Genomic DNA, 23,115 nt, shown 5'->3' with positions numbered 1-23,115 from the left:
TTATATAGCACAGCAAAAGAAAACAGAAAAAACGCTCAAACTTCTTCTCGTGGCTTTATGAAAGTATTTATAAATCCATGTTGTGTTCTATATTTTATAGTAAGGATCTAACATTAATTAGGAATAATGAGAGATTGAATCAATATAACAGGATTTGTTTGAGTGCAAAGCCCATTCGAAAGTTACTAACTAACTTATCAAAGAAATTGCGGGGCAGTTCAATCTAATTAATGAGAAAATTGTAAATTTAAATTGAGCGTAGTGATTATCACTAACGTTTTAGGCAGCTCAAAACGCTTTGCCATACAAGTATTCGCGATTGGAAGGAGCCCATCCTAAGTGCCGCATTAATACGTAGATGCTCTCCTGATCAAGGGCTACTCGTCTAAATAAATCCGCAAAAACATCATCTCCACCAAAACAAGCCTGGATGTAGTGATTGATTTCAAAGGGCTGATAACCTTCAGCATAAAGTGTGCGAACCCATTGGTACTCCACAGATTTCAAATCTTTGATTGTTTCTTCACTTAATTTAATCATTGCTCAATTTACTGTGCGCCAAACCGAATGATGATAGTGCGAGAGCATTAGAACAAAGAAAGATGAAACATTGATGACAGGAGCTTCAATAAGAAAAGAATATGGCGTAGCCACTCTTTCCGAGCTCTTTAGAGGCGGAGTAAGGCATAAGAAAAGGTGATCCTAAGGAAAGGTTTGAATAAGCTCAGTGTTGAGCTTATTTGGATAAACTAAAATTTGGATCACATTCACATTAAAATAATTAAGAAGCCATTTACACGAGATGCTATTTTTAAATATGAGCCGAAAATGAAAATACTACTTATCCTTAACGTGTGCTTCCATCTCCGCACCAATTTGTTTCCTCATATCCATCAGCCGAATGGCAGATTCACGAAGCTCAATATCTTTCACGTCAGTAGGTATCCACTCAGGTACTTGAGTAGGTTGACCATTTTCATCCACAGCAACCATAATGACGATGCAGTGTGTGGTAAGTATTTTGGAGGCGGATTTAGGGTCACCAGCTTGCACATCAAGGGCAATGTGCATTGAGCTACGACCTGTGTATATAACCTTAGCTGTGACTTCGACAAGGTTACCTACTCGAATTGGTGCAACAAATCGGATACCACCCGCATAAGCGGTAATGCAATACTTTCCACTCCACCCTGCCGCACACGCATATGCGGCCAAATCAATCCACTTCATGACGGCGCCACCATGAACTTTTCCGCCAAAGTTGACGTCTGTTGGTTCTGCTAGAAAGCGCAGGGTTATTTCTCGTTGGCTGATGCTCATAATATCCAGTCGTAATGCTTAAAACTTAAGTGTAGTTCATGGAGCTCGTACTGGTCTGTGATGCCAATAACTCTGGGGAAAATAAAATTCAATAAAAACGAAATATATCAACAATAAATTTCATATACCGATGTGGATAGCACTAAATTTGTGTGGAACCTCAAATATTAACGATATTTTAATGTTAGTGTGTTCATGGAATATCGTACCGTCTCTTCATGGGCGAAATACTAGTACTTTTTGGCTGGGGTTTCAAAAATGCACTAATATTCTAGTACTAGACTTAGTGAGGTATTAGAAAGTGTAAGTAAATAGTCGAGTTTTATAAATACAACAAGATTCTTAGTGGGTATTTACCGTCTCAATAGTAAGAAAGCAGTTATAAAGCGTTATATATAGAATGGATTTTTTTGCAAAGTCACTTGTCGATTGTATACTCTCAAGTTTCTGCTTACTTTATTAAGTCGGTTGACTAGATAAGAATGATGCTGGAAAACAATGAGTACGGAGATACTCCTACAGAAAAGGCATTAACATAGACTGATGGGAAACTGGTATTAGTATGGATAACACAAGTAATAAAGCTAATATAATATTCATTACCAACAAGAACATTCAAAGTAACTATTTCAAAAGTTATGTTGAATCACACGTCCCATTATTGGTGACAGTAGTAGATTATGATGGCTTAGAAAGCGAACTGCTCATGGGAGAGGAGTTTATTGCACTTGTGGATTTGAGTGTTAAGGATAACATTGATTGGGTCGCTTCGGCGTTGGGCAAATCAGAGGGGCTTACCGCTGTCGTTTTGCTTAATAGTGAGCAAGATGTTGAATTTAAAGAGTTAGTTAAATGGAAAAAGCTCCATGGGTGTTTTGGAACAAGGGATGATCTTGAAAGCGTATGCAATGGATTGCTTTCAATTTCCCAAGGTGAAAATTGGTTACCTCGAAAAGTAATCAATCAGCTATTGAGCTTTTATCAAAAAAATGACTCAAGCTACATGGAAGATGAGGCCATTCAAGTCGATTTGACCCGTAGAGAAATAGAAATCCTTGAAACGTTAAAAACAGGGGAATCCAATATAGAAATTGCGGATAAGTTATTCATAAGTGAGCATACGATCAAATCGCATTTATATAATATCTTTAAAAAAATAGAAGTTAAAAACCGTCTTCAAGCAATGGCTTGGGCGAAAAAACACTTATAATTTTGTTGGTACTGTAGTCAGGTGATGTTTGGGCACTAAATTAGGATGAAATGAAGTACTACTTTTGGTGCCTAACAAAATCATTCTTTTAACCACTTAAATAATTTCAATTTTTCGATAAATTATCTACCGAATTAACAATCATAATAACTAGTCGCGTAGCTCTTTTAGGCTTTTACGATTACACTTACCAAACAAAGCATAATTATCTGTGCTGTCACGTTGGTTAAGTCGTATTTCGTATGGAAAAGGGGTGCGCAAATTCTGTGTACTTTAAATCAACACAACTAGCGGTCAGATATGGATATGCAAAAAAAGGGCTTGATCCGCTCTTATGAAACTGAATTTGCATTTTTATTTCGTTTAGCCGACATCGGAATTATTGGTGGGTCGCTTTTTGTATTAACCCTCTTATATGTCGGTGAATTCAATCGCGACTACAACTTGATCGGTGTTATCGCAATTATTTCCTACCTCTTGGGTGCAGAAAGCGCCAACCTATATCGCTCGTGGCGAACCAACACATTACGAGAGCAGTGCCAACTTACGTTACTTCCATGGTTTGTTGCTACGGTTATTCTTCTTGCTCTTGGCTATTTTACTAAAACAGGCGTAGATTTTTCACGTGTTGTTATTGGTGCATGGTTTGTCGTCGCTCCTATTTTATTAATGCTTTGGCGTTGTGTTTACCGATTTGTGTTATTGAACCTGCGCAAACAAGGCTTCAATACACGTCGGGCGGTCATTATCGGCTTTACTGAGCATGGTCTTAAGCTTGCGCGTGAAATTGAACGCAACAACCAACACGGTGTCGTTTTGGATGGTTTCTACGATGAACGAAACGCAGAGCGCTTACAGAAATCGACCTCATATAAGATATTGGGTAATGTAGAGAAAGCGTTGGAACGTGCAAAAAATGGCGAGATTGAGCATGTTTATATTGCAATGCCATTGCATGCGAACAAACGGATCTCAGACTTCCTTGCACGTTTTTCTGATACGACTGCCAATACTTATTTAGTACCTGATTTCTTCACGTATAACCTTTTGCATTCCCGATGGCACCACATCGGTGACGTCCACACTTTAAGCGTTTTCGATACACCGTTTAATGGGTTTTCTTCGTGGATTAAACGTGTGGAAGACATCGTTTTATCTTCCATCATTCTATTGATGATTTCACCTGTGCTAGCCGCGGTTGCATTGGGTGTGAAACTTTCTTCTCCTGGGCCTGTGTTGTTTAAGCAAGATCGATATGGGTTGGATGGTCGAAAAATCAAAGTGTGGAAATTTCGCTCAATGAAAGTGATGGATAATGGTGCGGTGGTTAAACAAGCGACCAAAAACGATCCACGAGTGACGCGCTTTGGGGCATTTATTCGTCGAACATCTCTTGACGAACTCCCTCAGTTTTTCAATGTCCTTCAAGGTTCCATGTCGATTGTAGGACCTCGCCCACATGCTGTCAGCCACAATGAAGAATTTCGCCAAATTGTTGATAGATATATGTTACGCCATAAAGTTAAGCCGGGTATTACAGGTTGGGCGCAAGTAAATGGATACCGTGGTGAAACAGATACTATCGATAAAATGGAAAAACGCGTTGAGTTCGATTTGGCCTATATCCAAAACTGGTCATTTGGAATGGATCTAAAGATCGTATTTCTGACTATATTTAAAGGGTTCACTGGCAAAGCGGCTTACTAAAACCGAGTACCTTATGACGATGAAATATTCCTTAAAAAAGTCTTTCTGTTTGGTGTTGGGAGTCATTGCTTTTGCCCAAAGTCTCCCCTCAGCTGCAGAGCCTTTTGTAACGGAGTCAGGGATTGAGATAGCGCCTGGAGTTAAAGCGAAATTCGGACAAAATGACAACTTGTTGCGAGCGTCTGAATCGAAAAACGCAGTATCTACATCATTTCTGATCTTAGACCCGAACATTTCTTTGAGGTTTCAACCTCGCGAACATGAATTTGTATTGTCATACAGGCTGAGTGATGGTCGCTATTTCTCAAGCTCAAAAGATAATTTCACAGATCACACATTTGAAAGCAAAAATCTACTGAGGCTTGGTCTTCGCCATGCTGTAAGTGCCGATTTTCGAATTGCCGACCTTCATGAAGCCCGTGGTACAGGCTTAAGTGAAGGGGATGGAACCTCAACCGCCATCGATAGCCCTTTGGATTACCGCCAACGTTCTGCCGTGACTACCTATACCTACGGAGCAAACGGAGCTAAAGGGCAAATAGAGACCAAAATTGGTTACAGCGATATCGAGTACAAGAATTTTCGGGATATTGGTGGCTCGAACGATGGCAGGAGCACACGTTTTAGAGATTATGACAATCGCTACGCTGGGTTGAAGTTTTCTTATCAATGGCTGGCTAATACTAAAGCTACTTTAGAGTATGAGTTTGCAAAGAAAACGTATGCTCTTACCGCAAATGGTGTGCCTTCTCAGGACAGCAATACCAATAGCTATTTTGTAGGTTTAGAGTGGGATCCCACTGGGAAAATAAAAGGTTATGCAAAAATTGGTCTGCAAGATAAAGACTTTATCGATGCGGAGCGTGAAGATTTTGCAGGTTTGAGCTGGTTAGTAGGGGTGGATTGGAATCCTTTTTATCACTCTACATGGAGCATTAAAACCGAACAGGTTGCCAGAGACCCAGATCAAGATGGTGACTACGTCAAAGACACGAATCTTAGTCTCGGCTGGAAGCACTATTGGCGACCTCAGATATACACCAGAGCCATTGTAGTGGCTCAATCTCAAGAATATACCGGTGCATTCCAGAATGGTGTGTTAAGAGATGATAAGTCTTTTGAGTGGTCTGCGAATATTGGATATGAATTTAGTGAATTAGTGGATTTCTTCGTTGGAGTCAGAAAAACAGATAAAACATCGAGTTGGGAAGGTTATGGCTACGACCAAACGGTATGGTCAGTTTCTGGTTCTATTGCATATTAGTTGGGGTTATGAATAAAACATTTTTATCTTTCGTTGCATTATTACTGCTGTTTCCGCTTCAAGCGTTTTCGGCGTCATTTGCGACTACATATAAAATCGGACCTGGTGATCGTATTCAAATCAGTGTGTACGGAGAGCCAGATCTCTCGTTCGACGAATTGTTAATTAATTCAAGTGGAACCTTCGATTACCCATACTTGGGTGAAATGACCGCAAAAGGACAAACAGCACAACAACTCAAACTTGCGATTGAAAAAGGCTTGAAAGGGGATTACCTGATAACGCCCAAGGTAATGGTCAACTTCATTTCATTCCGAGAGATCTATGTCAACGGCGAAGTTAAAAAGCCTGGGGGCTATGAATACCAACCTGGACTTACGGTAGATAAAGCTATAGCGCTTGCTGGTGGCTTTACTGATCGAGCAGCACGCAAAAAAATCAATATCACCCCTAATGGTGAGGGAGGAACGCAAAAAGGCGTTTCGTTGAGCAAAGCTGTTAACCCAGGTGACATCATTGTCATTGAGCAAAGTTTTTTCTAATCCAACAAGAATCAGAATTCAAATTTTATGATAGTTAAAAGCGATGACTTAAAGCGCAATGACGAGTTCATTGACCTAAGTAAATACATTCAGTTAGTAAAGCAAAATCTAATATCCGTTATAGCATTTACCCTTTTTGTTGTGATTTTAGTCACTTTTTATGTTCTTACTATAACGCCGGAATATAAAGCGACGTCCACTTTGCTAATTGAAAATCAGCAAAACAAAGTGATTTCGATTGAGCAAGTGGTTGGTGTCGACACCAGCAAGCAAGAATATTATCAAACACAGTATGAAATCATTCGATCAAATCGAATTGCAGAAAAGGTAATCAGTGAACTGGGTATTGGTGTTATTGATGCTAACGATATCGCGACTGAACAGTCGGATCCAAGTGGTATCAAGGTATTGATTAAAGACGTAAAAAACGCTTTCTATGAGTTGCCGTTGTTGTCTGATTTTATCCAAAAGCCTCGCCCTATTCTTGAAGAGCAGCTCAGAGATAGTCATCGCCAGAATATTCTTCGTGAATTCAAGCGTAATCTCGCGGTTAGCCCAGTAAAAGAAACCCAGTTAGTGAGTATTACTTATCTTTCGGATGATCCTTTATTGGCTGCGAATGTCGCAAACGCGGTGGGTGAAGCGTACATTCAAAACCACATTGAATCGCAATTGGAAGCTAATCAGCAAGCGTCTATTTGGATCAATTCCCGTCTAGGAGAGCTTGAACACCAGCTTGAACTATCGGAACGAAAGTTAGCGCGTTTTATGGAACGTGAAGGTTTGGTGGATGCCGCTGGGATAGACGGTTTAGCGACGACGGAACTTACCAACCTAACCAATCAAATGTCTGAAGCAAGAGACCGCAGATTGGCTGCTGAATCTCTGTACTCTGTTTTGCAAAAAAACAGTAACGCTGACCTCTCAAGTTTATATGCCATCAAGCAAGTGTCTAACCACCCGCAGATTCGCGATATTCGCTCTAACGAAGTGGACGCGGAAAAGCGAGTATTTGAGCTGTCTAAACGATACGGTCCGAAACATGACAAGATGATTCGAGCGCAGGCTGAATTGAAAGCACTCCAATCTCGTTCTAGCAAAATTCTTAACCAGTTAGTGGTGGGAATTGAGAAAGAGCTTTCAACAGCTCTTGCACAAGAACGAGGACTAAAAAGAGAGCTTGAATCGAAGAAAAAGGAATTCCAGTCCGTCACGTTAAAGAAAGCGGAGTTTGAAACTCGTAGGCGTGAAGTTGAAACCAATCGACAACTGTATGATTTGTTCCTAACACGCCAGAAAGAAACATCTGCAACCAGTGACTATCAAAATGCGATTGCGCGCTTTACAGATCGCGCAAGCATCCCCTTGGTTCCGGCTAAGCCTCGAAAGGTGTTGATTATCTTGATTGCTGCGATCGGCGCGTTTGTGTTTGGTTTGGCAATGGCGTTTATTCTTGAGGCGATGAGAAACACCTTCGAAAGACGTGTTGATGTAGAGAATAAAGTCGGGCTTTCTGGCTTAGGAAGTGTTCCAAAAATCAAGGCGAAAAAATATCGCAAAGAAAAGATTGGTGCAGAGCTTTTCTTGGACAAAGAACATAAAGAGTTCGGGGAATCGATACGGAGTATTCGTACTTCTCTCAAGTTAACTCTTATGCAGAACAAGCGTAAGTGTGTTGCCGTAACTTCTTCTGTTCCTGGTGAAGGAAAAACCACGGTATCGGTTAGCTTAGCTGAATCATTTGCCGCAATGGAAAAAGTGCTCCTGATCGATTGTGATCTTCGCAAGCCTTCAGTTGGAGAGCGCTTTCACCTTAGCAACGCAAAACCTGGGATGACGAATTACCTTCTTATGGGTGCTGAATTAGAAGATTGTATCTATCACCATGAAGAATCTGGGTTGGATGTTATGACATCTGGATTGCTAATCCCTAATCCTCAGGAGTTGCTCGGTTCGGATCAATACAAAGAAATGATTGAATTACTGAGTGATAAGTACGACAGAATAATAATAGATACACCACCAGTGAATGTTGTAACCGACCCAATGTTGGTTGCTAATGTGACTACCTCCTGTGTAATGGTTGTTAAAGCCAATAGCACAAAAGTAAATCAGTTGAATTTCGCTATCTCAAGAATGCTCAAATACAAGAGCGTCATTGAAGGTGTCATTTTAAATCAAGATCAGAGTAAAACTCAGGATGCTTACCAGTACTACGGTACTTACGAGCAAAGCTAGGTCAAAATAATGGAAATGCTAGATAAACCAACCGTTGATATTACGATTCTTTCTTGGGATCGAATTGACGACACGCTTGATGCCATAGACAGCGCGCTGACTCAACAGGGTATTGAGCTGAAGATTATTGTTGTCGACCAAGGTTCGAAGCCTGATGGATTGGCACGGCTACGTCAACATTGCCTTAAAGATTCCCGTATACAACTTGTATGTAATCGCACCAACTTAGGTGTTCCTGGAGGGCGAAACCAAGCTTCAGATCAGGGCACCGGAGATTTTATTGTCGCGCTGGACAATGATGCTGAATTCATTGATGAGCATCAGTTAGCAAAAGCGTGTGAAATCATGAAAGGCGAACCAGACATCGGCGCATTAGCGTTCCGCATTCTTCGCTTTGGCAGCCAAGAAGATGACCTGACAAGTTGGTCTTACCACCAAAATGTGGAAGAAGCTTCAGAGCAATCTTTTTACACTGATCGTTTTGTTGGGGCTGGTCACATGCTTAGACGTGACGCCTTTGATGGAATCAATGGCTATGATGCAGACCTCTTTTTCTTACATGAAGAAGTTGATCTGTCGAAGCGCTTGATGAATTCCCATTACAAAATTAAGTACACGCCGGAAGTCGTCATTGGTCACAAAGTTTCTGCCGAGCACCGTGTTGCTTGGACTGGCGGACGCTGGACATTTGACGTTCGAAACAAAACGTATCTTCATTTTAAATTTAAAACCTTTCTACCAACTGCGATATTCCACACGGGTATTTTAGTTTGGCGAGGTGTTCGCTCTGGCCTTATTTGGTCGACATTTAAGGGGCTTTTCCAAGGATTTTCTATGGTGCCTAAAGCAATAGCTGCATGGAAGACTCAGCCAAGTGTCAATTCTGACACCCAAGCTAAGGCATATATGGACTCCTGTTCACCCACACAAGGAATGAGCGTTATGCAACGCATTAAGATGCGTTTGAGTAGCGCTAAACCTGTGCCAGTAAAGCCTAAAGGATAATATCGTGGAACAATCAGCCCCTATCATTGGATTCGACGAACAAATTCTAGATTCGTTGAAAAAAACGTTGGTTGAAAACTTTCGACCACATCTAGAGAACAAAGATGCAATCTTTATCGATTATCCAGTTCACCTTAATGTTGGTGACCTTTTGATTGCTGAAGGAACTGAAGCGCTTTTTAGGGCATTGGATGTAAATATCACAGCACGTATATCTGAACGAAATCAAGAGCGCTTGTTCAGTAAGAAAATTCCAAAAGAGACGGTTCTTGTGCTTCATGGTGGTGGTAATTTCGGTGATTTATACCCGCATCATCAGTCGTTACGCGAGCGTGTAATCGAGTCGTTTCCGGAAAACACGATTCTGATCATGCCGCAGTCTGTTCATTATCAGGATCCTACTCAATTAACTCAGAAGGTTCCGCTGTTTAAGTCTCATAACAATCTTTATATGTTTGTCCGAGATGAGCACTCATTCGAGGTGATGAGTGAGGCGTTTGATGATGAACACCTGAAACTGTTGCCTGATATGGCGTTTGCAATGTCTGATCGTTGGAAAGGTATTGTCCGGACTTCTGAAGGAACATTAAGTCTGAGAAGACGCGATATTGAAGCAACAGATACAAGCGAAGATGGCGACAGATTTGATTGGGATGACCTTTTCAAACCTTTTGATGAACGTTGCTACAATATCGCCAGAAGGCTGGCTAGGTATGAAAACAAACTTCTTTTGAACTTGGGTCTTGATGCGTTCTGGAAGTGGTATAGCAACAATTTGGTTCAACGGGGTGTAGAGAAATTTACGTCTTATAGCGTTGTTGATACAGATCGTCTTCATGGAATGATTCTTTCTCTTTTAGTTGGAAACGATGTTGTTATGAGAGACAACAGCTACGGAAAACTACAACGTTATGCGAGTTGCTGGCTCGGTTTAAAACTCGAAGGTGAAGAACCGCAAAGCATTAAGAAAGCAGCAAATGAATAACCGAATTGTAAAACTGCTGTGGATTGCCGTAGAGAAGTTCGGCATGACAGTAGTCTCGATTGCGACCTTCTTTATCTACGCAAAATTGTTAACGCCGACTGAGTTTGGTGTTGCGGTTTTGGCATTGTCCATTGGGCAGGGGATCGCCCTTATATTCGGAAATCTTTTTGAAGATGCGTTAGTTCGCCACAATAAGCCAGATTCGACTCACTTTGATACCGCTTTTTGGGGAGGAATAAGCATCAGCCTATTCCTTTGTGCGACAGTGTTAACCATTTGTGGGCTGATGCAACTAGACCCTACTCTGTTTAACCTTATAGCATTTTCTCTTCTGCACATTATTTTGGTGAGTGTGTCTTCTCTATACGTTGCAAAATTGAGGCGCGAAAGTCGGTTTGATACTTTGGCCAAACGTACCATGATTTCGAGACTGATTGGTGCTCTGTCTGGTGTGGCGATGGCATTCTATGGTTTCGGTAGTATTGCAGTTGTAGCGCAATCAATCATTATCGAAGTTGTTGGGTTTGCTTATCTTTTGATTGTGTCTAAACACTCTATAGGGGGCGCATTTCATCGGAAAATATTTTTTGAACTGAGCTCTATTGGCTGGATGCTATGTGTACGCCGCCTAAGTTGGGATGCTTCCATTCGAGGCATTCCAATTGTATTAGGTATGACGGCTGGAGCGACAACAGTTGGGTTATTTGGCTTCGCATGGCGAATGGTTGAAATGCCTCGAAGTGCCATTGCCAGCGGCTTACTTAGCTATGCACTGCCTGTTTTTTCTCGACGTCAGAGTAAAAAAGGAGAACTCTGTCAGCTATTTCAGTCCTCTACTAAATTCACAGCAATGATAGTGACACCGCTCTTTATTGGCTTGGCACTTGTTGCGCCCACTCTTGTGCCATGGTTGTTTGGTGAGAAGTGGATAGACGCCATACTGCCAACCCAGATATTTGCAATAGTGGCTGTGTTAAGTTTGGTCCGAATTTATGTGCCTGTTTCATTTACAGCAATTGCTAAGCCAAGTACAGCACTCGCGTCAGATGTTTTTGGCACTATCGTAGCGCTTGCCATTACTGCCGTCTTTGCGCCTACTTACGGCGTGCTTGCTGCGGCACTAGCAATGCTTGCTCGTGTGTTTGTGACCATGCCATTTAGCATGACAGGATATAACAAAATATTTGGGTTGAGTTGGTATAACCAAATTAAGCCTGTTTCACCTGCATGGCTTGCTTCCTTTGGCATGGCTGTTTCGATTTTCATATTCGAACAATTTGTTGAATCTAGTTTGGCTTTTGTGTTTTTTGCAACTTGTTTGATTGGGGTCACGAGCTACTTTATTAGTATGCAACTGGTTTACCCGTCCTGGCGGCAGGAATTTCGTCAATTTTTAAATAGGTAAAGCAGTTAGATTTATGAAGAACATAGTTATTTTTTCAAATCATCTACTTGCACATTCTCAAACATTCATACGTGCACAAGGTGAAGCCCTAACGAGTTACAACGCTCATTATTTTGGCAGTGATAGAGTTGCTACTGGTTTGTCGCTACCAGAATCAAGAACGCACATTGTGAAGTCGGGTTTTTTGGGGAACTTTACCGATAAACTACTTAAGCTAGGGATTGTTTTACCTAATCTCCTTAGGCGTTTCAAGTTACTAGAGCCAGAGTTGATTCACGCACATTTTGGTCCCAATGGGTTAACAGCGTTACCTTTAGCAGAGAAGCTTAAGTCACCACTGCTTGTCACGTTTCATGGGTTTGATGTCATTGACCGCCCCAACCTTGAAAATCACGGACGATTGCATCTTCGCTATATGGAAAAACGCTCTGTTTTAGCAGAAAAAGCAACACATCTAATAGCCGTATCCGAGTCTATTAAGGAGCGCTTAATTCGTCTTGGTTTTCCGGAAAGCAAAATTATTCGGCACTATATTGGTGTTGATGTTGAGCTCTTCGCTCCATCCCCTGAGGTTATTAGAGAGAAAATCATTCTGTGTGTAGGAAGAATGATCCCCATTAAAGGGCATGAGTTTCTGATTGAAGCGATGGGTAAAATTCAAAAGTTAGCACCAGATTATAAACTAGTACTTATTGGAGATGGCGACGAGCAATCGCGCCTAGAAACTTTAGCCAAAAGTAAAAAAATCAATGTTGAATTTACAGGAAGACAGACACAAAAACAGGTTAAGCATTGGATGCAAAAAGCCACTGTTTATGTTCAGCCGAGTGTAAAGATGGCGAATGGTCAAGAAGAAGCGCTAGCGCTTACGATTGTCGAGGCACAAGCGCTCGGCACACCCGCTGTAGTTTTTAATAGTGGTGGTATGCCTGAAGCCATTATTGATGGGGAAACGGGCACTGTTGTTAGCGAAAAAAATGTCGATGGGTTAGCGGACGCTATCTTGAATTTATCTTATGATCGTGATTTGTGGGAAAGATACAGTCAAAATGCTATCGAATTTGTACATGAAAAACATAACCTAAAGAAGCAATGTCTAGAGCTTGAAAATATTTATCAAGCGGTCTTGCAAAGTAAGTAACAAGTAATATGTGAGAGATATATCTGTGAAACTTTCCATAATTATTCCGTCTTATCAATCCCAGAAAAACCTTAGGCGAAACTTATCTGCGCTCGCACAACAGTTGGATCATGTCAATGCTGAAGTGATCGTCGTTGATTGCTCTCCTAATGATGACGTTGATAAAATCTGTGCTCAATTTTCGTTTGTACGTCTACTAAAAGAACAGCGACGTTTTAACCCTGGTGGTGGTCGTAATATTGGCGCAAGGGCAGCAAGCGGAGAGTATTTGGTTTTTGCTGATGCAGATGTTGTTCTAGATGAAAAAGCCTTAGTCAGTGTTGTTAGACATGCCAAAGGTGGGGAGAAAATATTTGGAGGTGCACTTGAGCTTGATAAGAGCAATAAAGTTACACTTACTTCCTATATTGAACATTACTATTTTAATCATGAGTCTCAGGCTTCTCGTACGCCATCACGCCGTGCAAATTTAAGCTCGGCATTATTGATTTTTGAAAAAACTCTATTTGAAGAGATTGGTGGGTTCCGTGATATCCCAAGAATGCAGGACACAGAGCTAACGGAACGATTAGTGAGAAAGGGCTACACCCTCTACTTTTTCCCAGATGTGATTGGCTATCAAATTCAGGATTCACCATTCAAAAAAGTCATCAAGAAAATTTATATTACAGGGAATAATTTGTTTTTCCTTCGATACCAAGATAAAGGAATCAGATGGCTTCTAGCGCTACTTCTGCCATTCATTATGCTAGCTAAGATCACGCGAATAAATTTACGTAATCTCAAATATGCTTTCAGCCCCATGATGCTTTTTGTGCTTTGTCCAGTCATGTATGTTTGTGGACTTGCGTGGATGATGGGGTTCTATAAAGGTATCTTTGTTAGCGATGGCATAGCAGAAGGGCGGTAATTATGAGCATTGCGATTTTTTCGATCTCAGATCAATATAAAAAGTTTCATCGTCGCCCATTTATTAACGCGATTAGTGATGCTTTAGTCAGTGATAACATACCGTTACTCTATTTCAAACGACCGAAATGGTGTTTGAAAGTGGACAAAGCATATCTAGCGGAAGAACAAGTTGGTAATACCCGAGTGTTTCCTCTTGTTACGTTACTCCCCAGTAGTTGGACGCTAAACAACAAAGTTCTAAGGTATTTAGCGGTTTCGTTACCCATAAAATGGCAAGTAGCAAAGGCGGGTAGAAAATCAGGAAGTAAAGTGTCTTGCCTCTGGTTTTATAAGCCGGATCAATCCCTGTACTTACAGGATTTAGGTATTCCTTATGCTTACACGCACTACGATAATTACGATGGTGATGCTCAATACCCATTCTCCAAACATAAAGCTTATCAAAGCACCTTAAAGTCATGCATTGAGAATAGCACCGTGTGTTTTGCGACCAGTCATCGGTTGGTTGAAAGGCTTTCTGGAATTTCTGAGAGCGCGAAAGTCGTATACCTTCCTAATGCAGTAAGTGAAACCTTGGTGTCGTCTATCAGCAATTCAACGGAATCTGAAAACGTGATCGGCTTTGTAGGATCAATTGATGAGTCTACTGATGAGAATTTAATTGAAAAAATATGCATTGCATATCCTAATGTGTCGATAAGACTAATAGGGAAAGTGAACAGTGTTGCGATATCTGAGTTAGCAAAACGATTCGACAATTTGGAGCTGCCCGGGCTTGTCCCATACGAGCAACTTCCCAGTGTAATGTCTTCTTTTAAAGTCGGCATTTGTCCGTATCGTGCATCTCCGTTTAATCAATACCGGAACCCCCTTAAGCTTTATGAATACTGCGCAGCTGGTATCCCTTCAGTTTCAAGCGCTTGTGATTTTGACCGAGACGGAAAAAAGTTGGTTAACCTTGCTGAAACGGATGAAGCATTCATTGAATTGATAGGTAAGGCCATTGATTCAGACTCATTGGGTTTGAAAGAATCTAGACAAGCGTTCGCTATGAAAAATACTTGGAAAGTAAGAGCGAAGCAAGCTCTGAGCTTTATTAAGCAAGGTAGTTATGATTAACGAATTTCGTCAATTCATATCTAAAATTATTGTATTTGAATCTCCGTCAGATGCGATTTCTTACTGCCAGAATGAAATTAAGCAAGGAAAGCGGTTGAATATCGCTTTTCTTAATGCACATGCCTTTAATCTAGCTTGTCAAAATAAAGGCTTTTTTGAAGCCATCCTTGCTTGCGATATTGTGTTTCGTGATGGAATCGGTGTAAAAATTTTATTTAAGTTATTAGGTAAATCACCTGGTTATAATTTGAATGGTACTTGCTTTATTCCAATGTTGCTTAAAGAAGTATTTCAAAATAAGAGAGTCGCACTTTTTGGTTCAACTGACATAGAACTTACGATTACTATACAGAAACTACAATCTCAAGGTGTTAATGTTGTTACCGTATTGGATGGTTTTAAAGAACCTTCTGCCTATGTAGATCATCTATGCGAGCATTCTGTAGATGTCGTTGTTATGGCGATGGGGATGCCTAAGCAAGAGGTTGTATCCAAAGTTATCCGTGAAGCTTACCCTAATATTTCGACAATTAACGGTGGTGCAATTTTAGATTTCATATCAGGAAAGGTGGAAAGAGCACCTGATTGGGTACAAAAGTTGAGTCTTGAATGGGTGTTTCGATTAATGAAAGAGCCAAAGCGCTTGTTTCGTCGCTATGTTGTTGGAAATGTGATGTTTTTATTTCGTTCCATAATATTAAAGATGAGTAAATAGTATGCAGAATATCCGAATTCATTCGATTGCTATATTGTGCTATTTGATTTGGTTTACTTCGGGTTCAAATGTAGCCTTTGCTAATAACTCAAAAAAATTAATGGAACCAGGAGATTTCATCACAACTAATCGAGAGGCTTCTCTTGTTTATGAATGTCATCCCGCTCTTTGGAAAAGATCCAAATTGAGCTCTGAAATTGAATTCACCCTTAAACCCCAAAAAGGTCGAAAGCGTTGTGAGATTGCAGTGCAAAAAGCATTAAAACGAGATGTACCATTTTCATTGAGCTTTAAATTCAAAGTAAAAGATAATTACGCATATTCAAATCGTTGGCACAGTTATTTTCAGATCCATTCTTTTCCAGATAAGGGTGAAAATTGGCGTTGTCCCATTTTGGCGTTGGAAACGAGTTCAGGGAAGTTGAGAATGTTTAATCGTTGGGATCATCAAAAGGTGTCAAGCACGGTTGATGGAACATGTGCCTCTCCAAGAAATTCGATAGGCACGAGGACGCTATTTAGTGATGTGGATTATGCCGTTGAACAATGGCATCAGTTTAAGATCGAAGGGACATTATCTACAAAGGCTTCAGCGTGCCTGAAAACCTATCTAAATGGCAGTAAGTTAAGTGAGACGTGTGGTCCTAACACCTTTAATGACGCAAAGATGCCATTTATCAAACTAGGTATATATAAGCCAACTAGCTGGGATAAATATCCTGAAATAAGCATGAAAATTAAGGAACTGGAGCTTAACTAACGTATGCTGATACGAAGAGACACATTTAATTTAATTTGCTTAACGTCACTTTTCTACCTAGTTCTTATTAGAGCAACGAATATGGGGGTTGGTTACCCATCTGCTCAGCATCAACTTAGCCAGATTACTTTTATGCCACAAAAGCTCATGCAGATGGCTTTACTTGGAATTTTGCTTGTTTTTCTCTTTTTCTCTGGTCTCTCTGTTATTAAAAAATTCAAAGTGAGTTTACTCGCCAACCTCGTTGTATTGTTCGTTGTTTTCTCTATATTGTTTTCTCCGAACTTGACGTTGGCATTACGCTATCTTATTTCAGTGGCTGTGGTATCGATTCCTATGCTGCTTTACTATCAATATTATGGTCCCGGAGTGTTATACGACAATTTGGTGAAGTTCCTTACTGTCGTTGTATTTCTGAATTTCGTTTATATTATTGTTTTTCCACAATATGGCATCATGAGTGGAGTTCACTCTGGGGCATGGAGAGGGCTATTTGTTCATAAAAATGGAGCTGGTTCATTCTTCGCCGTTATCAGCATTATTTTTTTCCAGAAATGGTGGTTTGAATCAAAACGTCGAGATGTTAAGCAGTTAGGTCTATTTCTAATTTGTTTTCTTATGGTCGTAATGTCTAAGTCTATTACAGCACTACTGACAATGGTCGTTGTTGTCTCTACCTTTTTTGTTATTCTTGTTGTTATATCTAAACCTCTTATTAGACAAAAAATAGTGCTTTTACTGTTCTACTTTGTCGGTCTTGTTTTCTCTGTGTCTTTACTAAATGTATTCCTACACGATATTTTGTATTTTTTGGGGAAAGACCCAACCCTAACGGGCCGTACAGGGCTGTGGGACGTATTATTTGATTTGATCTTGGATAGACCTCTATTTGGATATGGTTTTGGTGTCTTCACACGACCTGAAATAATGTATCAATATTCGTCTGCATTTGGTTGGTCAGCAAAAACAACACACAGTTCCTATATGGATCTGATATTGGGGATAGGTATTCCAGGCAGCATTTTGACGTTTCTCTGGATAGGAAAAAGTATATTTTCAGCGGTGATGGCAAAAACGTTAACTCATCGATATGAGCAGCAGTTGGCTATTGCGGTAAGTATCATAACAGGTGGATTGACAATTGCTTCTGCATCCAGTGGTGTTCTATTAACTAATGCATTCACGTGGGTATTACTACTAAGTATGATTTTATTTTGCCATTCACGTGAGATACCAGACGAAAGTTTAGATGTATAGGTTCTAAACTTTTAGCTAAGTATTAATCTGGTTAACTATTTGATTTTTATGGGCTCAACCGGTTTATTTATTGGGTTTGTATCATTGGGCATGATCAATTATCTAGTACTGATTAGATTTCTTAATGATTTCCTGGAAAATTTTTTTTTCTTTTTAATGCCGTAATTTAGTTCTTCTCACCCTATTTAATTAAACGAGGCGTGTTAGGTTAGGAAACTCTAATGCTGCAGTCCTATTTTGTCATTATTGTCTGTCAGAGCAGTGTCAAATTGATGTTAAGGTCAATATAATTTTTCATGATTTCAACAATGTGGCACCAAAAATAATAAGCCTTAAATCTTGGTGCTAGTTAACTTGTGTTATTTATAATTTTGGAGACATGGAAATGACTACAACATATGTAGGGACAACTAATACAGATGGCACAGGCTCAGCGTCAGGTCTTACTGCAGGAAATGCAACCCAATCTCTCGTTGGAGTGGGGTCGGTATCTGCGGATGGTGTAAACCTTGAGTCTACGAGCGGTGTTTTGAGCGCCACGATCCTTTCTTCTGATAGCTGGAATAAAGCAGGGTACAAAGAAGCGAAAGTTGATGGTACTGATCAAATTGTTTACGTAAACAACTTTGTCGATGTAGATATCGATAACCAAAACAATAATGGTGCATCTATTGTTGTTTCGAATGCAAAGCGTGGTGAAATCGACACAGGTACAGGCAACGACAATATTGCAGTTTCCGCATATTCAAACAGCATTAACTGGGGCAATCTCTTCGAGATTAACTCAGGTGCGGGAAACGACACCATTTCAATCACAAATGCTAAGAACTCGCAATTCACTCGCTTTGATATTGATGCGGGTACGGGTAATGATGTGGTTGATGTATCTGGTTTACTTGGTCCTGCTGCAGGCGTAACTGGGCGTGATGCTGACGGTGGTTCTGGTTTCGATGTATTAAAACTGAGCGGCACGGATACGGTGACGTTTGAAAATTTTGAAGTAGTTAAAGGTACAGGGAAAGTTGCACCAGCGGCACTCACCATTGACAGCACCTTACTGGCTGCAAATGATGCTGAATCGGAAGTTGGATTTGGTTTAGTACTGTCTAACATTGACCTGACACTGGACGGAAGCATTACTGGACATTCCAGTAGCGCATTGAGTTCTGCAGAAGAAATGTACTTGCAGGCACAAGGTCTGAATGCTGATGCGTTCTACTCGGTGACAGTTTACACGGCTGACGATGCCTATCAGATCCTGACTACTGATACGGACTTTGCTCCAGTATAAGTCAGTCATAATGAGGGATCGCCTGCTAAGTGCGATCCCTTTTAGTACTTGGCTCATGCACAGGGGTGAAATTACTCCCAATATGCATTCTGAGTATGCCCGTGAAGCCTGAGGCACTTTATACTCGTTTTGTCTTAGGTTTTTTATTTTAAGAGTCTAAGCAGGCTAGAAACATAATAAATATTAAAAGACTCACAGGCAGAAATCGTTTATGAAACGTTGGTCTACATTCACTTCTTATCGCAAGAAAAACTTCTTCTATTTTCAAATATTCTCCGTATTTGCAAATCTCTTAGTACTGGTATTGCCAATATACAGTTTGCAGGTGTTTGACCGTGTACTCTCTTCTCGCAGTACGGATACACTCCTTTTTCTTGCTTTAATTGCTGTCTTTCTCCTTATCGTACAAGTTGCGATGGACTACACACGACAACAAGTTCTCAATAATCTATCGTCTATTTATGATCAATCGTTTGGCGAATTGTTGATTCAAAAGAGCCTTAATTTATCCTCCAAGAATGCGGCAGCTGCACACAAAGCAGTAAAAGATCATCAATTGGCGAAACAATACCTATCTTCTCCTTTTCATCGAAGCTTATCGGACCTTCCTTGGTCGCTCATTTTCATCATTGTTCTATTTCTTCTTCATCCAGTACTCGGCGCTTACGCGCTTGCAGCAACACTGGTGCTATCGGCTGCGAGTGGCTTGCTACTTCTGTTGACACATAAAAACATGAACGAAGCGAAGAATATGGCGATCCAGCAATCGTCCTCAGTTCAAAAGCTGTTCAGTAAGGGGAAATTACTTAAGGCATATCAAGCTTCCGGAAAAGTACTGGAGCGCTGGAATCAAAAACACAGCCGTACCCTTGAACAAGAGCAGCGTTCAAAGCGATTCACTAATCATGGTCAAAGCATTATTAAGATGATCAGGATGACTGTTCAAATTGGTGTTTTTGCGGTAGGTGCTTGGTTGGTTATTAACGAACAGATAATGGCCGGCTCGCTTTTAGCCGCTTCAATATTACTAGGCAGAATACTGGCACCGATTGATCAAGGTGCAAACCAATACTTCAATTGGTTGGAATCGAAAGAAGCGTTTGAAAGAATCAGTGCTGTTTTTTCTAGTCATCAAGAAGACAGCAAAATGGATATCGCATTAGAAGAGATAGAGCTGTCTGTTGACCAAGTGACTTACCGAGGGCTAGGCGACCGGCTTTTGGTTCACAATATTGGCTTCAACCTAAAGCCAGGTCATTGCTTGGCGATCAAAGGGGCATCCGGAGCAGGTAAATCCACCTTGCTCAAGCTTTTGGCGAATTATTACGTACCAACCAAAGGGCAAGTACGAGTCAATGGGATCAATATCGATAAGCTGGATACTATGCGTCTTGCTGAGTCCATCGGTTATTTACCCCAAGTGATTGATGTTTTTGATGCGAGTGTATCCGACAATATCAGTGGGTTTGGTGATCATTTAGATATGGATGTCCCTGAAAATGTTGTAAAAGCGAGTAAAGCAGCACTATGCCACAGCTTCGTCGCGAAGCTCCCGCAAAGCTATGGAACCATGCTGGGGTTAGAAGGGGTGGAACTGTCTCGTAGTGAAATGCAACGTTTGGCCTTAGCTCGCTGTTTTTATTATCAACCTAAACTTCTCATTCTGGATGAGCCGACGGCATTTCTTGATAACCAAACGATTCAATATTTAGTTAAACACCTCGAAACGTTAAAAAGTAACGGAGTAGGGATCATCTTCGTAAGCAGTTCTCCGTTAATGATGAAGCTGGCTGATTATGTCGTTGAACTTAAAGATGGTGTCATTTCTGAAGCGTATGAAAACAAAACGAAACTGGATAAGAAAAGCGTGAATATCGCCAGTCACTCAAACTACCAAGCGATAAAATACTAAAGGCTTTATGATGAATGACTCAACACAGTTAATGACCGACAACAATCGTCTCATAAAGCGCGCGACAATCTTTTTGTTGTTGAGCTTAGGTTTATTCGCGGCTTGGACTTGGTTTGCGAAACTGGATTCCGCTGCGATAGCTTCGGGAATTGTTATTGTCGAGAGTAAACGGAAAAGCATTGAACACTTAGAAGGTGGCATTGTTGCCCAAGTGTATGTTCGAGAAGGTCAGAAAGTCGAGAAAGGTGCTCCGCTGATAAAAATCTCAGACATCACGTTTCAGAGTCGGCTAAAACAAACCCAACTTACTTGGATTAGCCGCCAGATAGAGTATCAACGACTGCTGGCAGAGCGAGATGATTTAGCCCGTTATGTTCCTTCTATCGATAAAGTTCAATTTCCTCACCTTGCTTTGGAAATTGACACACTCATCGCGAATCAACGTTCTCTGTTTACTAGCCGTATGGACATGCGGACTAAGGAACTGGATATCGTCGATTCACGTTTGAAGCAGACACGTAATCGACGCGCTTTTTCATCTCAGATGCTGGCACAGAGAAAGCAAGCATTGGAATTTCTTAACGACGAAATAGACATGCACGATCAGCTTCTCGCTGAAGGCTTCACTTCGCGTTTAAAATTATTGGAACTCAAGCGTTCAGAAGTCTTACTGGTCTCCGACATTATTTCGGTTCAGGCGGAATTGGATGGGCAAATATTATCTGTTTCTGAACTGGAACAGCAAAAAAGTGCTATTAAGCAAAGAAATCGCTCAGAGGTTGAAACTCAAATCGCAGAGGTTCGCAACGCGCTTATCACCTTGGAGGCTGAATTAAACCTCGCCAAGGATGTTCAGGCTCGTACGGTTGTAAAGAGCCCAGCTAGTGGTGTCGTATTAGGGTTGAAAGTGAATGCAGCAGGTGAAGTTGTAGGGGCAGGTGAAAGCTTGATGGAAATTGTTCCAGACAACGACAGTTTGATTGTAGAAGCGATCATTAACCCTACAGACATAGATGTGGTTAGGATTGGTCAACAAGCGTTGATTCGTCTCTCTGCGTTTAACTTCAGAACGACGCCTCCAGTGCAAGGTGAGGTTGTCTACATTGATGCTGACAGAACAAATTCTGATGGTGAGGAGCTGAGTGGTTTCAAAGTAAAAGTGAAGCTAAATAGCCAAGAAATATCTAACAACCCAGACTTGGAGTTGTATCCAGGGATGCCAGCGGAAGTCTATGTACTATTAGAAGAAAAACGACCACTAGACTACCTACTAGAACCACTGAAAGTCAGTTTACTGAGAGCCTTCAGAGAAAGCTGATGCTGAACCATATATAACAATCACTTATTTAAAGTGAGATACGAAAGGTCGTTGACCTTTTAACCAATAACACCAATTTAAATCTTATGGGTTAACCCATAACTGAACAACGAAAACGGAGTTGAGATGATCAAGAAATGCCTTTTTCCGGCAGCGGGCTATGGAACGCGCTTTTTACCAGCAACAAAATCAATGCCTAAGGAAATGATGCCTATCGTTAACAAACCATTGATTGAATACGGTGTGGAAGAAGCAATACAGGCTGGAATGACCGATATGTGTATTGTTACCGGGCGTGGTAAACATTCTCTAATGGACCACTTTGATAAAAACTACGAATTAGAGCACCAAATCAGTGGAACAAACAAAGAAGAGCTGCTGATTGATATTCGTGAAATCATTGATGCCGCTAATTTTACCTATATCCGTCAACGTGAGATGAAAGGGCTAGGTCACGCTATTCTTACTGGGCGTGAATTGGTCGGTGATGAGCCATTTGCCGTCGTTCTAGCGGATGACCTTTGTGTGAACAAGCGCGAAGGCGTATTGGCGCAAATGGTCGCACTCTACAAGCAGTTTCGTTGCTCGATAGTTGCGGTTGAAGAAGTACCAGAAGAAGAAACTCACAAGTACGGTGTGATTTCTGGTGAAATGATTAAAGACAAACTATTCCGTGTTGATGATATGGTAGAAAAGCCTGAACCGGGTACCGCACCAAGCAATCTTGCGATCATTGGTCGTTATATCTTAACGCCTGATATTTTTGAATTGATTGAGAAAACAGAACCAGGCAAAGGCGGTGAAATCCAAATAACGGATGCACTTCTTAAACAAGCGCAATCTGGATGTGTTCTAGCATACAAATTCGACGGTCAGCGATTCGATTGTGGTAGCGTTGAAGGTTATATCGAAGCGACCAATTACTGCTACGAAAATGTTTATCTTAAAGGTCACGCTTCAAAACTTGCCAAAAAGGTAACAGGTAAGAAATAATTGAAGGGGATACTCCCCTGA

Annotated in this window: 20 protein-coding genes; 18 read left to right on the top strand and 2 right to left on the bottom strand. The window is 40.9% G+C overall.

Going from position 1 to position 23,115, the window contains the following annotated elements:
* Positions 1 to 288 precede the first annotated feature (288 nt).
* Positions 289 to 540 carry a hypothetical protein gene (locus LDO37_RS26575; protein ID WP_126608609.1) on the bottom strand — a complete coding sequence of 84 codons (252 nt, stop codon included), beginning with the start codon at positions 538 to 540 and terminating at the stop codon, positions 289 to 291.
* Between the two features lie 297 nt (positions 541 to 837).
* Complete coding sequence (locus LDO37_RS26570) at positions 838 to 1,320, bottom strand: acyl-CoA thioesterase (RefSeq protein WP_126608608.1); 483 nt, start codon at positions 1,318 to 1,320, stop codon at positions 838 to 840.
* Between the two features lie 562 nt (positions 1,321 to 1,882).
* Between LDO37_RS26570 and LDO37_RS26565 the strand changes: the two genes are divergently transcribed.
* From LDO37_RS26565 to galU, 18 genes are all read left to right on the top strand, one after another.
* A complete protein-coding gene (locus tag LDO37_RS26565) occupies positions 1,883 to 2,530 on the top strand; it encodes a LuxR C-terminal-related transcriptional regulator (RefSeq protein WP_224055626.1) in 648 nt (215 codons plus the stop codon).
* A 306-nt stretch (positions 2,531 to 2,836) separates the two neighbouring features.
* Positions 2,837 to 4,237: an undecaprenyl-phosphate glucose phosphotransferase gene (locus tag LDO37_RS26560; protein WP_126610395.1), complete on the top strand. Its 1,401-nt coding sequence runs from the start codon at positions 2,837 to 2,839 to the stop codon at positions 4,235 to 4,237.
* 13 nt (positions 4,238 to 4,250) lie between these two features.
* Positions 4,251 to 5,501, top strand: coding sequence for an outer membrane beta-barrel protein (locus LDO37_RS26555; RefSeq protein ID WP_126610394.1), 1,251 nt, complete (start codon positions 4,251 to 4,253; stop codon positions 5,499 to 5,501).
* Positions 5,502 to 5,509: 8 nt separating this feature from the next.
* Complete coding sequence (locus tag LDO37_RS26550) at positions 5,510 to 6,043, top strand: polysaccharide biosynthesis/export family protein (protein WP_101113098.1); 534 nt, start codon at positions 5,510 to 5,512, stop codon at positions 6,041 to 6,043.
* A 27-nt stretch (positions 6,044 to 6,070) separates the two neighbouring features.
* Positions 6,071 to 8,281 carry a GumC family protein gene (locus LDO37_RS26545; RefSeq protein WP_126610392.1) on the top strand — a complete coding sequence of 737 codons (2,211 nt, stop codon included), beginning with the start codon at positions 6,071 to 6,073 and terminating at the stop codon, positions 8,279 to 8,281.
* 9 nt (positions 8,282 to 8,290) lie between these two features.
* Entirely contained in the window at positions 8,291 to 9,286 is a 996-nt protein-coding gene (locus tag LDO37_RS26540) for a glycosyltransferase family 2 protein (RefSeq protein ID WP_126610391.1), read from the top strand.
* Between the two features lie 4 nt (positions 9,287 to 9,290).
* Positions 9,291 to 10,271, top strand: coding sequence for a polysaccharide pyruvyl transferase family protein (locus tag LDO37_RS26535; RefSeq protein WP_185829963.1), 981 nt, complete (start codon positions 9,291 to 9,293; stop codon positions 10,269 to 10,271).
* Positions 10,264 to 11,676, top strand: coding sequence for an oligosaccharide flippase family protein (locus tag LDO37_RS26530; RefSeq protein WP_126610388.1), 1,413 nt, complete (start codon positions 10,264 to 10,266; stop codon positions 11,674 to 11,676). Before LDO37_RS26535 ends, LDO37_RS26530 begins: the two co-directional genes overlap by 8 nt.
* A gap of 13 nt (positions 11,677 to 11,689) precedes the next feature.
* Entirely contained in the window at positions 11,690 to 12,817 is a 1,128-nt protein-coding gene (locus tag LDO37_RS26525) for a glycosyltransferase (RefSeq protein ID WP_126610387.1), read from the top strand.
* Between the two features lie 25 nt (positions 12,818 to 12,842).
* Positions 12,843 to 13,727 (top strand): glycosyltransferase family 2 protein, encoded by an 885-nt coding sequence (locus tag LDO37_RS26520; protein ID WP_126610385.1) that lies wholly within the window; start codon positions 12,843 to 12,845, stop codon positions 13,725 to 13,727.
* 2 nt (positions 13,728 to 13,729) lie between these two features.
* The gene (locus tag LDO37_RS26515; RefSeq protein ID WP_126610384.1) at positions 13,730 to 14,848 is read left to right on the top strand and encodes a glycosyltransferase; all 1,119 of its coding nucleotides are present in this window, start codon (positions 13,730 to 13,732) and stop codon (positions 14,846 to 14,848) included.
* A complete protein-coding gene (locus tag LDO37_RS26510; RefSeq protein WP_224055625.1) occupies positions 14,841 to 15,563 on the top strand; it encodes a WecB/TagA/CpsF family glycosyltransferase in 723 nt (240 codons plus the stop codon). The genes LDO37_RS26515 and LDO37_RS26510 overlap by 8 nt, the downstream gene beginning before the upstream one ends.
* A gap of 1 nt (position 15,564) precedes the next feature.
* Entirely contained in the window at positions 15,565 to 16,323 is a 759-nt protein-coding gene (locus LDO37_RS26505; protein WP_126610381.1) for a heparin lyase I family protein, read from the top strand.
* A 3-nt stretch (positions 16,324 to 16,326) separates the two neighbouring features.
* Entirely contained in the window at positions 16,327 to 17,580 is a 1,254-nt protein-coding gene (locus LDO37_RS26500) for an O-antigen ligase family protein (RefSeq protein WP_126610379.1), read from the top strand.
* 385 nt (positions 17,581 to 17,965) lie between these two features.
* The gene (locus LDO37_RS26495; RefSeq protein WP_126610377.1) at positions 17,966 to 18,871 is read left to right on the top strand and encodes a hypothetical protein; all 906 of its coding nucleotides are present in this window, start codon (positions 17,966 to 17,968) and stop codon (positions 18,869 to 18,871) included.
* A 211-nt stretch (positions 18,872 to 19,082) separates the two neighbouring features.
* On the top strand, positions 19,083 to 20,783 hold the full coding sequence (locus LDO37_RS26490; protein ID WP_126610376.1) for a type I secretion system permease/ATPase: 1,701 nt from the start codon (positions 19,083 to 19,085) through the stop codon (positions 20,781 to 20,783).
* Between the two features lie 10 nt (positions 20,784 to 20,793).
* Positions 20,794 to 22,101, top strand: coding sequence for an HlyD family type I secretion periplasmic adaptor subunit (locus LDO37_RS26485; RefSeq protein WP_185829962.1), 1,308 nt, complete (start codon positions 20,794 to 20,796; stop codon positions 22,099 to 22,101).
* A gap of 126 nt (positions 22,102 to 22,227) precedes the next feature.
* A complete protein-coding gene (galU, locus tag LDO37_RS26480) occupies positions 22,228 to 23,094 on the top strand; it encodes a UTP--glucose-1-phosphate uridylyltransferase GalU (RefSeq protein WP_101113084.1) in 867 nt (288 codons plus the stop codon).
* Positions 23,095 to 23,115 lie beyond the last annotated feature (21 nt).

It is taken from the genome of Vibrio penaeicida, from assembly GCF_019977755.1.
Lineage (GTDB): Bacteria > Pseudomonadota > Gammaproteobacteria > Enterobacterales > Vibrionaceae > Vibrio > Vibrio penaeicida.
This window is presented reverse-complemented; position numbering and strand designations above follow the sequence as displayed.